Raw genomic sequence first — 15,387 nt, 5'->3', positions numbered from 1 at the left:
TGGGGCGTTTGCCAAAAGTGACTCGCTGTAAGAGCGAAACCATAGGCCGCCGTTACCTAAATAACGGATATGTACTCTCAACTCACGCCGGAAACCGCAACGGCAAAGCAGCCTGAAGCAACGCCGCCGGATCCCGATAACGCGCCCCAAAGTGGTCCCCCGGCAACCGCGCCCGCCCAGCCCCAAACAACCGCTCCCGCAACGTCTCCCCCTCGTTGTACCGCTCACGAAACCGCCCCCGACGACGCAACTCCGGCACCACCAATTCAATAAAGTCCCGCGCCGTCTCAAACGACAAGTACTGCCTCAGGTTAATCCCGTCGATCCCATCCTCATCCAGCCATTTCTCAATCGCGTCCGCCACCACCGTCGGCGTACCCGCGACAAAAAACCGCTCGCGATTAAACCCACCCAACTGCGCCAATACCGCCCCAACAGTGGAGTCCGCCTTGTACCGGCTCAAACTCTCCCACCCCTTGACCTGCCGACTCACCAGATCACTGATCAACGTATCCCGCGGATACGCCGTCAAATCAATCGCCGACTGCCCGTGAGCCAGCGACGCCTCGACACTCACCAACTTGCGATAACTGTCGAGCTTGGCACTCACCTCCTCATCGGTCCGCCCAACGATCACCCCCGCCATCACAATAAACTTCAACCCCGCCGGATCGCGATCATGCTCAACTGCCTTCTGCCGCATCGCCTGGATATTCGCCCGCACCGCCGGCGCATCATTACCACCGGTAAACACCACTTCGGCGTGCCGCCCGGCAAACTCGATCCCGGCCGGTGACCCCGTAGCCTGAAACAACACCGGCGTACGCTGCCGCGAAGGCTGGCACAAGTGTGGGCCGGCAACCTTGAAGTGTTCCCCCACGTGGTTGATATAGCGCACCTTGTCCGGATCGGTGTAGATCCGACGCTCACGGTCGACAATCACCGCGTCATCGTCCCAGGAGCCTTCCCAAAGCTTGTACAGCACGTCGAGGTATTCATCGGCGATCTCGTAGCGGTGATCGTGAACCACCTCAGTGTCGTGCCCGAAGTTGCGCGCCGCATTCGGCAAATACGAGGTGACGATGTTCCAGCCCACCCGCCCCTTGGTCAGGTGATCGAGGGTACTCATGCGCCGCGCAAACGCGAACGGCGGTTCGTAGGTGGTGGAAAAGGTCGCGCCGAAACCCAGGTTCTTGGTCACCCCGGCCATCGCCGGAATCACCAGCAGCGGGTCGTTGCTGGGAATCTGCATGCCCTCACGCAGCGAGGTCTCGGGGCCGTCGCGAAAGCGGTCATAGGTGCCAATCACATCGGCCAGGAACACGCCGTCAAAGGTGCCGTATTCCAGCAACTGCGCCAGCTCGGTCCAATAGTCCAGGTCATTGAAACGGTGCCGGTTGTTGTCCGGGTGCACCCACAAACCATGGACGATGTGGCTGACGCAGTTCATCTCAAACAAATTCACGTGCAGTTGCTTGGGCACCAGGAGCACTCCTTTCGTAGATACGTTTTCCAATACGTCAGATCGCGACATTCAGGTAGAACGGGATCGGCGTGTAGTCGGTTTCAAGGGTCGGGATCGCATCGATCAGCGCGCGGGTATAGGCATGGGCCGGACGGTCGAACACCGCGCGTACCGAGCCGGATTCCACCACTTCACCGGCCTTCATCACCAGCACGCGCTCGCTGACGTGGTTGATCACGCCGAGGTCATGGGAAATGAACAGGCAGGCCAGGCCGAGGCGGCGCTTGAGGTCGTCGAGCAGTTCGAGAATCTGTGCCTGTACCGACACGTCGAGCGCCGACACCGGTTCATCGCAGATCAGGATCTGCGGCTCGGACGCCAACGCTCGGGCAATCGCGATGCGCTGGCGCTGGCCACCGGAAAGTTCGATCGGCCGGCGCGACAAGGCGCTGGCATCAAGGCGTACCAATTCCAGCAGTTCCAGGGCACGGTCGCGCCGGGCATGACGCGGTACGCCAGCCACCACCAGCGCTTCGAACAGCACACGCTGCACGGTGTAGCGTGGGTCGAAGGAGCTGAGCGGGTCCTGGAACACCACTTGCACCGCACGCCGGGCTTCGCGTTTTTGCCTGGCGTCGAGGTCGGACCAGCGCTGGCCCTTGATCCACACCTCGCCGGCATCGGCGGTTTCCAGGCCGAGTATCAGCCGGGTCAAGGTGGTCTTGCCGCAACCCGATTCGCCCACCACCCCCAGCGTCTCGCCGCGACGCAGCTGTAGCGACACCTGGTTCAGCACCGTGCGGGTTTTGCCGTCGGGGCCGACAAAGGTTTTGGACAGCTCGCGTGCTTCAAGCAGTATTTCGCCCTGGGGCGCCGGCTCGGGCTCCACCGCCGTGAGCAGCCGGCGTGTGGGCTGGAAGTGCACGGCCTTGGCGGCCCGCAGCAGCAGTTGGGTATACGGATGACGCGGGTCTTGCAGGACCTGTTCGGTGCTGCCCTCCTCCACGATCACCCCGTGGCGCATCACGGCCACGCGATCGGCCAGGCGCGAGACCACCGACAGGTCGTGGCTGACCATCAGCAGTGCATTGTCTTCACCGCGCAGGCTCTCCAGCAGGGCGATGACCTGGGCCTGCACCGTGGCATCCAGTGCGGTGGTGGGTTCATCGGCAATGATCAGCCGCGGATTGCAGGCAATCGCCGAGGCGATCAGCGCCCGCTGGCGCAAGCCGCCGGAAAGTTGCCAGGGGTATTGGCTGGCGCGCAGTTCCGGTTCCGGCACACCGACATCCCGCAGCAGTTCCAGCACCCGCAGGCGGCGCGCTTCCAGGCCCAATGCGGTGTGCAGGTACAACGGTTCTTCGATCTCGGCACCGACGCGGCGCAGCGGGTCCAGCGCGCCCAACGCGTCCTGCATCACAAAGCCGATGCTCGCGCCGCGCAGTTGCTGCCAGGCCCGCTCGTTGAGCTGGCGAAGGTCGACGCCCTGGAAGGCCAGCTTGGCAGCCTGGACATGGGCGTCCTTGCCGGTGAGGCCAGCCAGGGTGCGGGCGGTGACGCTTTTTCCGGACCCCGACTCCCCCACCAGCGCGAGGCATTCACCCCGGTTCAACTGCAGACTGACACCGTGCAACACTGGCTCGGCCTGGCCGAAACGTACTGTGAGGTCGCGGATATCGACCAACGGGCCGAGGGTATGGATGTTCATCGTCATAGAGGCTTTCCTTCGCTGCGGCGCAAGAGTTCGCGGCCGATGGCACTGATGGAAACAACGGTCAGGGTGATGATCAGGGCGGGCCAGGCCACCAGCCACGGCGCATTGGCCAGGAAGCTGCGCCCGATGGACATCATCCCGCCCCACTCCGGCGCAGGCGGCGGTGCGCCGAAGCCGAGGAAACTCAAGGCGGCACCGGCAGTGATCGCGCCGCCGATGCCGATGGTGGCGAGGATCAACACGGGCTTGAACGCATTCGGCAGGATGTGCCGCAGCACCACCGCCAGCTGCGATTGGCCGAGGGTGACGGCGGATTCGACGTAGCCGGCATTGCGTACGCTGAGGGTTTGCGCCCGTACCAGGCGCGCATAACGCGGCACACCGGCAATGCCTATCGCGAGAATCAGATTGGCCGTGCCCTGGCCGAAAAACGTGATGATCACCAGCGCCAGCAACAGGTCGGGAAAGGACAGCAGCACGTCGATCCCGCGCATCAAGGCGCCGTCCAGCCAACGCGGACCGAGCCCGGCGATCAACCCGAGCAAGGTCCCCCAGGCCAGGCCCAGCGCCGTAGCTGCGAGGCCCATGAACAGCGACGAACGCACGCCATAAATCAATCGGCTGAGCACATCGCGCCCGTTCTCATCAGTGCCCAGCCAATGCACATTGCTCGGCGCCTGGAACGCCATGCGCGCCGACGCCTCCAGCGGGTCATACGGGGCCAGCCATTGCGGAACAACGGCGGCCAACAGCAACAGCCCGACAAATACCCCGGCGAGCAACAGGCCCGGCCGCAGTTGGGTAAACCCGACAAGACGCAACGGGCGATTGCCGATCAACGTTTCAATGGTTTGCGTCATGCCAGGCTCCTGGTGCTAAGGCGCGGGGTTGGGGATGCGCTGGTGGATGGCCTGGATCTGCGCCTTGATCTCATCGCCAAGAGTCACGTCCAGCGCGCCGAGGTTGTCGCGCAATTGCGCCAGGCTGGTTTGCCCGGTCAGTGCGCTGGTGACGAAGGGTTTGTCGATGATGAAGGCCAGGGCCAGTTGGGCCGGGGTGAGGCCATGTTGCCGGGCAATCTCCACGTAGCCGGTGATGGCCTCCTGGGCCGAGGCACTGTCGTAGCGATTGAAAGTGCGGTACACCGCCGACAGCCGCGAGCCCTCGGGCCGTGCGCCGCCCAGGTACTTGCCGGTGAGTGCACCGAAGGCCAGCGGCGAGTACGCCAGCAGCCCGACGCCTTCGCGATGGGTGAACTCCGAGAGGCCGCCTTCGTACAGGCGGTTAAGCAGGCTGTAGGGGTTTTGCACACTGGCAATGCGCGGCAGGCCGAGGCGTTCGCTTTGCTTGAGAAACTCGGCGACGCCCCACGGGGTTTCATTGGAAACCCCGATGTGGCGCACCTTGCCGGCCTTGACCTGATCGGCCAGCACCGCCAGGGTTTCCTCGATGGCGACGCTCTGGGTGTCTGCCTGATACGGGTATTCGCGCTGGCCGAAGATGTTGGTGGTGCGGTCGGGCCAGTGCAGTTGGTACAGGTCGAGGTAGTCGGTGTTCAGGCGTTTGAGGCTGCCGTCGAGGGCTTCGACGATGTTGCGCCGGTCGTGGTGGCTGAGGCCGTCGCGAATGTGTTGCTGGCTGCTGGGGTCACGGGCCGGCCCGGCGATTTTGCTCGCCAGGATCACCTCGTCACGTCGACCACTGGCCGCCAGCCAGCTGCCGATGTAACGCTCGGTGGTGCGCCAGGTTTCAGCCTTGGTCGGCGTGGGGTACATCTCGGCGGTGTCGATGAAATTGATACCTTCGGCCAGTGCCAGGTCGATCTGTTGATGGGCATCGTTTTCGGTGTTCTGGTGGCCCCAGGTCATGGTGCCGAGGCCCAGCACGCTGACTTGGATGTCGCTGTTGCCCAGTTGGCGGTAACGCATGGGTGATCCTTTTTTCTTCAAGGGTTGATGGCTCATACCGCACTCGCTTCGTCGCGGGCGGCCTGCTGCTCGGCATCGGCGGCTTGCAGGCTGCGCCAGGCGGCGTTCGGGGTGACGTCATTGAGGTAGTAGTTGCCCAGTGCCCGTTCGCGAAAGATCGCCGGGTTGTGGGAGGCCAGGGTGCGCGCGTTGCGCCAATGCCGGTCGAAGCGACGCGACTCGCTGGTGGCGGAGGCGCCGCCGACTTCGAACAGCAGCGTGGTGGCTTCCAGCACCTGTTCCAGCACGATCTGTTGCGCCTGAAAAGCGCGAATCTCGGCCTCGGTGTAATGCTGTTCGGTTGCTTGCCCGCCCTGCTCCGCTTCGTGCACGTCCTGCAGCACCTCCGCGACGGCCAGCACCTGGGTGCGTGCGGCATAGGCCAGGCTCGACAAGCGGCCAATCACGCGCTGCACCAGCGGGTCATCCTTGGGGCTCGATTGCCCCGGCACACCAAACGCGCGGGTGCGGCCCTTGACGAATTCGGTGGCGTCACGCAGCACGGCGTTGGCGATGCCGGCCAGGGTCGCCAGGTGGAACAACTGGTAGAAAGCGCTCAGGTAGGACTCGGCGCGCAGTTCGTCTTTCTTGAAGCGCCGCACAATGTGCTGCTCCGGTACGTTCACCGCCTTGAAGCGGGTGGTGCCGCTGCCGGTGAGTCGCTGGCCAAAGCCGTCCCAGTCATCCTCGACGGTGACACCCGGCGCGTCGGTGCGTACCGCCAGGCTGACAAAATCTTCGCCATCCAGGGCCACGGCGGCGATCCAGTTGGCGTACAGCGTGCCGGTGCAGTAGTACTTCTCGCCGTCCAGCTGCCAGCCGGAGTCGACCGCGCTGAGGGTCACCGAGTTGCGGGTGGTGTCGGTGCGTTCGGCCATGGCGGCGCCCCACAACTCGCCGTCGACGACTTTGGCGAACCAGTAATCCTGGGAAGCGCTGTCGCGACTGGAAAGCCGGCCTTCGACGAAACCGAAATGCGCGCGCACGATCTGCGGCAGGTTTGAATCGGCCTCTCCCAGTTCAATCAACAGGCGAAACAGCTGCGGCAGGCTTGCACCCAGGCCGCCCAAGGCCTGCGGCACACGCAGTGCGCCAAAGCCGGCCTCGCGCAGCCAAGCCACCGCGTCATGGGCCAGCTCGCGTTGCTGCTCGCGGGCGACGGCGGTGTCGGCTATCCGGGCAAATACGTCAGCGAAACGCTGGTGCAAGTCGGCATAACTCACTTCAGCGGGGATCGAAGCACTCATGGTTTTTCCTTCTTCAAAGGCACTCACGCTTGGTTGGCCCGAGGGTCAATCCAGCGGTTGATCAAATCGACGGCCAGGTTCACCAGCACATAGACGGTGGCGGCCAGCAAGGTCACGCCCAGCACCACCGGCACGTCTTTGTTGCTGGTGGCATCAAGCATCAAGCGCCCGATGCCCTGGCGTGCAAACAGCAATTCCACCACCACCGCGCCGCCCAGCAGGCTGGCGAACACGAACCCGGCCAGGGTCACCAACGGCACCAGCGCATGGCGCAAGGCATGACGCAGGCGCACAGCGGTTTCGGACAAGCCGCGGGCACGGGCCATGGCAATAAAGGGTTGTTCGAGGGTGTCTTCCAGGGACTGGCGCAGCAGCTGGGTCAGCACTGCCGCCACCGGCAACGCCAGCGCGATCGAGGGCAGGATCAATGAGCGCCAGCCAACGGAACCGGAGGGCGGCAACCAGTGCCAATGAAACGAAAACACCAGCAACAACAGCATGCCGATCACAAACGAAGGTGCTGAAGACAGCACCAGCTCGCTGCCTGAAACGGCTGAACGCACCCAACGCGAACGGTTGGCGGTGAGGATCGCGCACACCAGGGCCAATACCACCGCCAGCAACGCCGCGCTCAGGGACAGTTGAATGGTTGCACCGATCTGCTCGGCAATCGCCTGCTGCACCGGGATGCGCAAGCGATAGGACTCGCCCAGGTCGCCATGGGCCAGGCGCACCAGGTAATTGCCGTATTGCACGATGAGGGGTTGGTCCAGGCCGTACTCGGCACGCACCCGGGCCAGCAGCTCCGGAGTGGGCATCGAATCCGGCCCGCCGAGGATTGCCAGCGCCGTGTCACCGCCGCTGAAATTGACCGCGAGGAACGTCAGCGTCGCCGCGCCCCACAGCACGCCAATGCCCGCCAGCAGGCGCCAGGCGATGGATTTGAACAGGCTCATGGTTGCCCCCGGTCCAGCCAGATGCTGGTGAAGAACGGTACATTGTGGGAGGTATCGAAAATCACGCCCTGGACCTGCCGGCCATACGCAGTGAGCACCTGGCTTTCCACCGACGGCACCGCCGGGACGGTTTCGGTCAGGCGTTTTTGTGCTTCGCCATAGAGCGCCTGCAATTGCACCGGGTCGCGGGATTGGCGGGCGGCGCTGAGCACGCGGTCGAGCTCGGCATCACGGAAGCGCCCGACGTTCTGGCCGATGATCTTGTCGGTGCTGATGGCCTGGCTGTGATAGAGCACGAACAGGCCATCGGGTGTGTTGGTGTGCCAGTAACCGCCCGCCAGCGCCTGGAATTTCCCGGCGTAGCGTTTCTCGGTCACGCGGGTCAGCGGCAGCATTTCGATGGGCATCTCGAAGCCGACTTTTTTCAGGTCGGCCTGGATGGCCACCGAAACGCTGGCGGGAAACGCCGGGTTGTCATAGGACAGCATCGTTGCCTTCAGGCGCTGCCCGTCCTTGGTTCGATAGCCCTGGGCATCGCGCCCGGTCCAGCCGGCCTCGTCCAGCAGCGCATTGGCGGCTTTCACGTCGTAGGCCAGGGCGTCGTTGTTGGGTTGATAAAACCGGGTGTTGGCCGCCAGGAAATCCGCCTTGGCGATGTATTCGCCGAAGCCGGAAATCCACGCCAACCCTTCGCGGTCAATGGCCTTGGCCACTGCGCGACGCACCCGTACATCGTCGAACGGTGGCTGCTCGACGTTGAAGGTCATGCTGCGGCTCGGGTTTCCCTTGCGGATCCGGCTGCGCATCACCAGGTCGGGGTTGGCGCGGATGGCGGCGGCATTCTGGGCCGGTGCATCAAGCGCGAAATCCGACTGGCCGGACTCTAGCGCCGTGAAGCGGATCATGGCTTCGGGGACGTAGCTCAGCTCGATACGGTCCAGGTAGGCCTCGCCCGCGTGGCGCGTCACCGGTGGCGCCCAGTTATAGCCGGGGCGCTTGATGAACACCGCGCCCTGGTCACGGGTGTAGCTCTGCAACGTAAACGGCCCGCTGCCGATGGGGTGCTCGGCGATGGTCTTCGGCGCCTCGCGAATCTGCCTGGGCGAGATCATGCTCAGCCAGGACTGCGCCAGCACATCCAGGAAAGGCGTATAGGGTTCGCGCAAATGGGCTTCGAAGGTGTAGTCGTCGATGACCTTGCCATCCAGGTACGGCGCGATATAGGCCGCGGCCAGTGGGGACTTGGTCGCCGGGTCGCGCATGTGGTCCAGGTTGGTTTGCAGCGCCTGGGCATTGAATTTCTCGCCGTCGCTGAAGGTCACGTCGTCGCGCAGGTGAAAGGTGTAGGTCTTGCCGTCGTCGGAGATGTCCCAGGAGCGGGCCAGCCACGGGCTGATATTGCCCTGCTCGTCCTGGTACACCAGGCAATCGAAGAGAATCCGGCCCATCCACTGGATGTTGCCGTTAGACAGTGCATGAACATCGAAACTGCCGGCGTCGGAGGCGGCTGAGACGCGCAAAGTTCCGCCACTGCGCCCCGGTGACGACTCATGAAAGTCCGTCGCCGAATAAGTCACTACACCGTTGGTGACCGTGCCATCAGCCGCAGACGTTTCATGTTTCGGTGCCGCAGCCGGTGAGCAGGCATTGACTGCCAGGCACAGTGAAATAACCGCCGAAAGTTTCAGGATGGTTGTCAATGACACTTCCTTAGAGGAACTCGATGAACACTGAAAGTTTGCAATTACGGGGTGTAATGCAGTGAGCATGCCAGTCTTCAAGAAACGCCATATTGACCACGAAACCGGCGCAAAATCCTTGTAAAACTGGGCGAACACTGCCAAACACTTATATGGTTATACCCGTTATACACCCCGGAATTGTTGGTAGCCTTACACACTGCTTATCAGCTGTTGCGTTCGCGACAGCTGCGGTAATCCCAGGCATTAAAGTTGACTGTTGAGAATCAAACACCGATTCAAAACAAAGTATCCCGCAGAACACTTAACCTTAACTAAGCGCCCGTATTCCTTGGCCAATAGTCTTGGCATAGAAACTGCTCAGAGCGAAACAGGCATGACTATTCGAATAGAAAGCTGGGGCTCTTTTATCTATTCACAAGGAACACGCTTAATGGATCCAATCTTTCGGGGAGAGTTGCAAAAGTTGACACTTGCCGTGCGGCAAGCAACTTGGCTGGCGATGGTGGGGCTGGGCTCAGCCCTGGTTTTTTCCGCCAGTGTGCAGGCAGATGATGAGGTCACACCGACGACCGGAACACGGCTCAAGACCGTGACGGTAGAGGCACAGAAGATCACGCCCGTTGAGGCGGCAAAGAGTCAGTTGTCCGAAGTGCCAGGCGGCACCAGCGTGGTCGACAGCGAACAGGTGGCCAAGGGACGCACTGCCACCTTGCAGGACACCCTCGCCTATCAGCCGGGCGTGTTCGTGCAGTCCACCGGCGGCAACGACGCGGCCAAGATCTCCATCCGTGGCTCGGGCGCCAACACCTCGCCGGGGTATTTCCGTGAGGGCATCAAGTTCCTGTTCGACGGCCTGCCGATCACCGGCCCGGGCGGCACACCCTATGAATTCCTCAACGGCTCGGGGGTGAACTACACCGAAATCCTGCGGGGTGCCAACGCCTTCCAGTACGGCGCACTGAGCCTTGGCGGCGCCATCAACTTCGTCAACCAGACCGGATACACCGCACCCGGGCTGCGGGTGCGAGCGGAAACCGGGAGCTACGGCTACAACAAGCAAAGCCTGAGTGTCGGCGGCGTCGAGGGTGCGTTCGATTACTACCTGAATGCCGACAACTACCGCAGCGACGGCTACCGCGACTACAGCCTGTCGAAGAGCCAGGGCGTGGTGGCGAACTTTGGCTACCGCTTCAGCCCGCAACTCGAAACCCGGGTGATGCTGCGTTACCGCGACGAGTTCCACAACGACCCGAGCGCCACCACCCTGGATGCGGTCAAGCACCATTCCGACCGTGCCAGTGCCACCGCCGAAAGCAGCGGCGCCGGCAGCCGTCGCCCCGGCAGCGTATGGCTGGGCAGCAAGACCACCTACACCTTTGAGGACGACGCCACCCTGTCGGTGGGTTTCGTCTACTACCAGTACGCCCACAACAACAGCCCGAACAGCCCGAGCAACCCCAGCTACTGGGACTGGCATGACCTGAGCGCGGTGATCAACTACGACCGCCGCGACACCCTGTTCGGCCACGAAAGCCGCTCCAGCCTGGCCTTCACTTCCACCGAACACCTCAAGGGCCAGGTCGACTCCACCTTCGCCAACAAACAGACGCGCAAGTTCGTCGACTACAGCTCCTCGTTCGATCACGTGTTCTCCGTGGGCAACGACCTGGAACTGGTGGACGGCCTGTGGCTGACCAGTGGCGTCTCGGCGATCAACGTGCGCCGCCATGCCGACGTCAAGGAAGCCCTGGTGTCCAACACCACCACCTACCCGAGCGATGTGACCTACGACAACTGGAGCCTGGCACCGCGAGTGGGCGTGCGTTACGAGTTCAACCCACAACTGCAAGTGTTTGCCAACGTCAGCCGATCCGTCGACCCACCGGCGTCCTGGGAATACTCCGGCTCCGGGCCGACCACGCCGTACGTACGGCCGCTGGTGGAACAGAAAGCCAATACCGTGGAAGTCGGGATCAAGGGTTCATCGGGCATCTTCGACGGCAGCCTGGCGCTCTACCGCTCGTGGGTGAAAAATGAATTGCTCAACGTGCAGATCATCCCGGCCACCTCCACCGCTGCTGCGGTCACCGGTGCATTCAACGCCACGCCGACGATCCACCAAGGGATCGAGGCCGGCTTGAATACACGCCTGTGGGAAAACACCTCGGGTGAAAAAATCACCCTGCGGCAGGTGTATACCTATAACGACTTCTACTACCGCCACGACCCGACCTTCGGCGACAACCAACTGCCGGGGATTCCGAAGCATATCTATCAGGGCGAAGTGCAGTATCAGCACCCGGCGGGCTTCTATACCGGGGTGAACGTGCAATCGGCTTCGCGTACGGCGGTGGACTATGCGAACAGCTTCTATGCGCCCTCCTACACAATCTTCGGGGCGAACGTGGGGTATGAAACGCCGAGCAAGGACTGGAAGGTGTCGCTGGATTTGAAGAACCTGACCAATCAGAAATACGTGACGGCGGTGCAGCCGTTGTATGACGCGAAGGGGCAGGATACGGCTTCGTTGTATCCAGGGGATGGGATTGGGGCTTATGTGGCGGTGGAAATGCGCTATTGAGTCAGCGCATAACCTTAGCTGTCGATGTTCTTATTCCTCACGCCCGGCGATGGGTAAATTGTTAGCCACGTATCTCATTGAGGAAGTGGCTAATGTCTGAGTTCCGATCCGAGCCTGTGGTGTGGATTGCCGGTGTGGGTGCCGTGGCCGGCCTGGGAGCGGCGCTGGCGCGACGCTTCGCGCGGGAGGGTTTGCAGGTGGCCGTCAGCGGCAGGAGCCCGGACAAGTTGCAGGCCGTGGTCGAGGGCATCCGTGCGCTCGGCGGGGAAGCGGTGGCTATCGTGGCGGACTCGGGAATCGAGTCCGAGGTGATCGCCGCCAGCCAGCAGATCAGCCAGTTGGGCCCCCTCAAGGCCGCGATCTTCAACGTCGGCAACTCCGTCGCAGCGCCGACCCTGGAGTTGAGCGCGCAGTTGTTCGAGCAGACCTGGCGGGCATCGACCCTGGGTGGCTTCCTGTTTGCCCGCGAGGCCACCCGCTTGCTGCTCGCCAGTGGTGGCGGCAGCCTATTGTTCACCGGGGCTACCGCTTCATTGCGAGGCAAGCCACCGTTCGCCGCCTTTGCTGCCGCGAAGGCGGGACTGCGCTCACTGAGCCAGTCATTTGCCCGCGAGTTCGGGCCACAAAACGTGCACGTCGCCCATGTGGTCATCGATGGCGCCATCGACGGTGAGCGCGTGCAAAGCCGTGCCCCGGATTACCTGGCGCGACTGGGGGAAGACGGTGCGCTGAAACTCGAAGACATCGCCGACGCCTATTGGTACCTGCACACCCAACCGCGCAGCGCCTGGACCCAGGAACTGGACCTGCGGCCCTTCAAGGAACCCTTCTGAAAACCGCCTCACGCCTGGAGGATTGTTCATGGGAACTCATCAGACTCATCTCGCCCCGCCATCGGTCATCGGCGAACTCAACTACCTGCTGGACACCGGCGAGCGACCGGTGAACTACACCTTCCCGCAGCCAGACGGCACACCCAAGCGCAACGGCGTGCTGGACCCCACCCAAGTGAGTATTCACAACGCCCGGTTGCTCGACGAACCGGCTCATCTGGATCGCAACGGTTTCGAAAGAATCGACCACACCAGCTCGGTGCCTGACCTGGAAAACGATGATCAGGTCCGTGAACACTACTATCCGGAAACCGAAGCCTTGCTCAAGCAACAGACCGGTGCGGTGAAAGTGGTGATCTTCGACCACACCATCCGGGTAGACGAGCACGGACGCGAGGACCGCGGGCTGCGTGAGCCGGTGCGGTACGTGCATAACGACCAGACCGAGCGCTCGGCGATTCGCAGGGTACGTGATCATTTGCCTGCGGATGAGGCTGAACAGCGGCTGCTGGAGCGGTTTGCGATTATTAACGTCTGGCGGCCGATTGGTGCGCCGGTCCTGAGTACCCCACTCGCCCTGTGCGATGCGCGAAGCATGGCCGAGAGCGACTTGCTGCCCAGCGACCTGGTGTATCGGGACAAGGTTGGCGAGACTTTTTCGGTCAAGGCCAATCCCGCACATCGCTGGTATTACTACCCGCAGTTGCGGCCGGATGAAGTGCTGCTGTTGAAGATCCATGACTCGCGTAGCGATGTTGCAAGGCGCAGCGCACATACGGCGTTTGATGACCCGACTACGCCGGTGGATGCACCGCCAAGGAGGAGTATCGAGGTGCGGGCGTTGGTGTTTTTTGGGAATGCAGGCAAATAAAAAGGCCGCGAGATAAATCTAGCGGCCTTTTTAAATTATATGGTCGGGACGGAGTGATTCGAACACTCGACCCCTAGCACCCCATGCTAGTTATTGGCGAATTTCAGCGGATCGCTAAATACCCAAAAATAATCCGCCACGCTATTATCTACAAGGGCTCCAGAACGCCACCACGTCCAGCACCATCCAACGAAATCCATCGGTAGCTGACGTTTCTGTGGGGGTAAATGTGGGGGTATTTTTTTGGAGGGAAAAGTTATGACCAAACTCACCGCCAAAGAACTGGAATCATTAGACGCCAACGATGCAGGTCGAGTTCTCAGGGAAGATGGCGGTCTCTCTGGCAAGGTCCAACTTAAGAAAAAAGGTATTACCGTCGCGTTCTATTACCCGATGGGAAGGGAGATTCACCGATATTTCGTGCGGGACATGGCCAGGCACATCACTACCGGAAATACGCAAAATACGGAACATCGCCCGCGATCTTTTAGCGACCGGAGTGAACCCCAACGATTATAAACGAGCCGAAAAAGCGCGAGTCCGCGCAGAGGTCAACGCTCAACTTGTCGCCGCCGAAACGCTCAAGGCAAAGGGACTGACCTTAGGAGATATGGCAGAAAAATGGCTGCTAAACGGCGTAGCGAGGAAAGATGGTAACGCCGAACCGCGCCGACGCTTCGCCAAAGACTTGTACCCCACACTGAAAAACAAAACATTGTCCTCTGTAAATGAGCACGACTTACGGAGCGTCGTGCGCACCGTCGTCGGTCGCGGGGCCAATCGACAGGCCATTGGGTTGTTTGCTGATATTACCTAGATGTTTGCATGGGCAGAAAAGCGCCAACCCTGGCGGGCTCTGCTGGTTGATGGCAACCCGACCAACCTGATTGAGATGAATAAGCTGATCCCATCTGACTACGAAGAGGAAAGAAGCCGTATTCTCTCGCCTGGTGAGTTGTTGGAACTGCATAACCGCTTCCAGCAAATGACCGCCGATTACAACGCCCTCCCCGCGGGTCAAAAGTACGAGGGTGTTCGTCCATTAAAGAAGGAAACCCAACTTGCGCTCTGGATCAGTCTGAGCACCTTGTGCCGGATCGGCGAGTTGCTTCAGACCGAATGGAAGAATGTCGATCTGGACCAACAAACCTGGTTTATACCGAGCGAAAACGTCAAAGGCTCCCGGGGCAAGAAACAGGATCACCACGTCTTCCTCTCCCCCTTTTCCCTGCATTTCTTTCAGGAACTCAAGACCCTGACGGGAGATTCCCAGTGGTGCTTTCCGAACAAGCAGGATGATGGGCATGTGGACGTGAAAGTAGCGAGTAAACAGGTCGGCGATCGCCAGGCTCGGTTCAAGAACCGCAAGGCCCTGTCAAGACGGCGTCATGACGACACGTTGGTGCTTGCCGACGGCAAGAACGGTGACTGGACGCCGCATGACCTGCGCCGCACAGGCGCGACCATGATGCAGGCTTTGGGGGTCAGCCTGGACGTCATTGATCGCTGCCAAAACCATGTGCTGGCGGGTTCGCGGGTGAGGCGCCATTACCTGCATCACGACTATGCCGAAGAGAAGAGGCGCGCCTGGAACCTGCTGGGTGATCGGCTCAGTGCTGTCTTGTCCTCAACCTACGAGCATCCACCAACCGAGTCGATGATGTCTTTTCCAGCGTATACCGCGACAGGATTTCTACCGTCTTCATAAGGTGGAAGCTCATGGGTTCGGCGATGGATGCAATCTGCGATGACCAGGGCAGGCCAGCATGCCGCCTCCACGAGGACTCAGGATGCTTGACACTGTGATATCCCAGAATCTGCCCTTCGGGTCAGCTGACAGCACAAACGCCGCAGTGAACGGCGGAAGCATCAGCCGTTTTTGTATGTACGTACCACCGAACTGCAGGACAACAGGCTTGGATCATCGCAGACAGAATCGAAGCACACAACAGTTCATCGATTTGGAGCGGGCCGCTTTCGTCGACCTGGCGGTCTCAAGGAACAAGTGCAACAGTCAGTTAATTTTTTCTGAGCATGCTAATCACGAAAC

The 15,387-nt window shown here is 61.4% G+C and carries 10 protein-coding genes and 1 pseudogene; 4 read left to right on the top strand and 7 right to left on the bottom strand.

Annotated elements, in window-relative coordinates:
- Window positions 1-82: 82 nt before the first annotated feature.
- Genes HX811_RS26625 through HX811_RS26595 form a run of 7 tightly spaced genes read right to left on the bottom strand, consistent with a single transcriptional unit; the run spans window position 83 to window position 9,049 of the window.
- Window positions 83-1,483, bottom strand: a complete 1,401-nt coding sequence (locus HX811_RS26625; RefSeq protein WP_102368598.1) for an LLM class flavin-dependent oxidoreductase — start codon at window positions 1,481-1,483, stop codon at window positions 83-85.
- Between the two features lie 37 nt (window positions 1,484-1,520).
- Window positions 1,521-3,179, bottom strand: a complete 1,659-nt coding sequence (locus HX811_RS26620) for an ABC transporter ATP-binding protein (protein ID WP_177048145.1) — start codon at window positions 3,177-3,179, stop codon at window positions 1,521-1,523.
- Entirely contained in the window at window positions 3,176-4,039 is an 864-nt protein-coding gene (locus tag HX811_RS26615; protein WP_003219920.1) for an ABC transporter permease, read from the bottom strand. The genes HX811_RS26620 and HX811_RS26615 overlap by 4 nt, the downstream gene beginning before the upstream one ends.
- A gap of 15 nt (window positions 4,040-4,054) precedes the next feature.
- Window positions 4,055-5,107, bottom strand: coding sequence for an NADP(H)-dependent aldo-keto reductase (locus HX811_RS26610; RefSeq protein WP_177048143.1), 1,053 nt, complete (start codon window positions 5,105-5,107; stop codon window positions 4,055-4,057).
- 32 nt (window positions 5,108-5,139) lie between these two features.
- Window positions 5,140-6,393 carry an acyl-CoA dehydrogenase family protein gene (locus HX811_RS26605; protein WP_177048140.1) on the bottom strand — a complete coding sequence of 418 codons (1,254 nt, stop codon included), beginning with the start codon at window positions 6,391-6,393 and terminating at the stop codon, window positions 5,140-5,142.
- Between the two features lie 23 nt (window positions 6,394-6,416).
- Window positions 6,417-7,349 (bottom strand): ABC transporter permease, encoded by a 933-nt coding sequence (locus tag HX811_RS26600; RefSeq protein WP_008431773.1) that lies wholly within the window; start codon window positions 7,347-7,349, stop codon window positions 6,417-6,419.
- Window positions 7,346-9,049 (bottom strand): ABC transporter substrate-binding protein, encoded by a 1,704-nt coding sequence (locus HX811_RS26595; RefSeq protein ID WP_177048138.1) that lies wholly within the window; start codon window positions 9,047-9,049, stop codon window positions 7,346-7,348. Before HX811_RS26595 ends, HX811_RS26600 begins: the two co-directional genes overlap by 4 nt.
- 433 nt (window positions 9,050-9,482) lie before the next feature.
- On the opposite strand from HX811_RS26595, the gene HX811_RS26590 reads away from it, so the two are divergent.
- The 4 genes and pseudogenes from HX811_RS26590 (at window position 9,483) to HX811_RS26575 (ending at window position 15,045) form a co-directional block, all read left to right on the top strand.
- Entirely contained in the window at window positions 9,483-11,633 is a 2,151-nt protein-coding gene (locus HX811_RS26590) for a TonB-dependent receptor (RefSeq protein ID WP_177048136.1), read from the top strand.
- Between the two features lie 92 nt (window positions 11,634-11,725).
- Window positions 11,726-12,466 carry an SDR family NAD(P)-dependent oxidoreductase gene (locus HX811_RS26585; RefSeq protein WP_177048134.1) on the top strand — a complete coding sequence of 247 codons (741 nt, stop codon included), beginning with the start codon at window positions 11,726-11,728 and terminating at the stop codon, window positions 12,464-12,466.
- A 28-nt stretch (window positions 12,467-12,494) separates the two neighbouring features.
- A complete protein-coding gene (locus HX811_RS26580; RefSeq protein ID WP_177048133.1) occupies window positions 12,495-13,337 on the top strand; it encodes a CmcJ/NvfI family oxidoreductase in 843 nt (280 codons plus the stop codon).
- A gap of 258 nt (window positions 13,338-13,595) precedes the next feature.
- A pseudogene (locus HX811_RS26575) lies at window positions 13,596-15,045 on the top strand (tyrosine-type recombinase/integrase).
- The last annotated feature ends 342 nt before the right edge of the window (window positions 15,046-15,387 follow it).

It is taken from the genome of Pseudomonas sp. F8002 (genome assembly GCF_013385495.1).
Taxonomy (GTDB): Bacteria; Pseudomonadota; Gammaproteobacteria; order Pseudomonadales; family Pseudomonadaceae; genus Aquipseudomonas.
This window is presented reverse-complemented; position numbering and strand designations above follow the sequence as displayed.

What these genes read in the sequence shown, in the direction of transcription:
- HX811_RS26615 (WP_003219920.1), bottom strand. Translation starts at nt 4,039, where the DNA reads ATGACGCAAACCATTGAAACGTTGATCGGCAATCGCCCGTTGCGTCTT.
- HX811_RS26605 (WP_177048140.1), bottom strand. Translation starts at nt 6,393, where the DNA reads ATGAGTGCTTCGATCCCCGCTGAAGTGAGTTATGCCGACTTGCACCAG.
- HX811_RS26610 (WP_177048143.1), bottom strand. Translation starts at nt 5,107, where the DNA reads ATGCGTTACCGCCAACTGGGCAACAGCGACATCCAAGTCAGCGTGCTG.
- HX811_RS26580 (WP_177048133.1), top strand. Translation starts at nt 12,495, where the DNA reads ATGGGAACTCATCAGACTCATCTCGCCCCGCCATCGGTCATCGGCGAA.
- HX811_RS26600 (WP_008431773.1), bottom strand. Translation starts at nt 7,349, where the DNA reads ATGAGCCTGTTCAAATCCATCGCCTGGCGCCTGCTGGCGGGCATTGGC.
- HX811_RS26620 (WP_177048145.1), bottom strand. Translation starts at nt 3,179, where the DNA reads ATGACGATGAACATCCATACCCTCGGCCCGTTGGTCGATATCCGCGAC.
- HX811_RS26585 (WP_177048134.1), top strand. Translation starts at nt 11,726, where the DNA reads ATGTCTGAGTTCCGATCCGAGCCTGTGGTGTGGATTGCCGGTGTGGGT.
- HX811_RS26590 (WP_177048136.1), top strand. Translation starts at nt 9,483, where the DNA reads ATGGATCCAATCTTTCGGGGAGAGTTGCAAAAGTTGACACTTGCCGTG.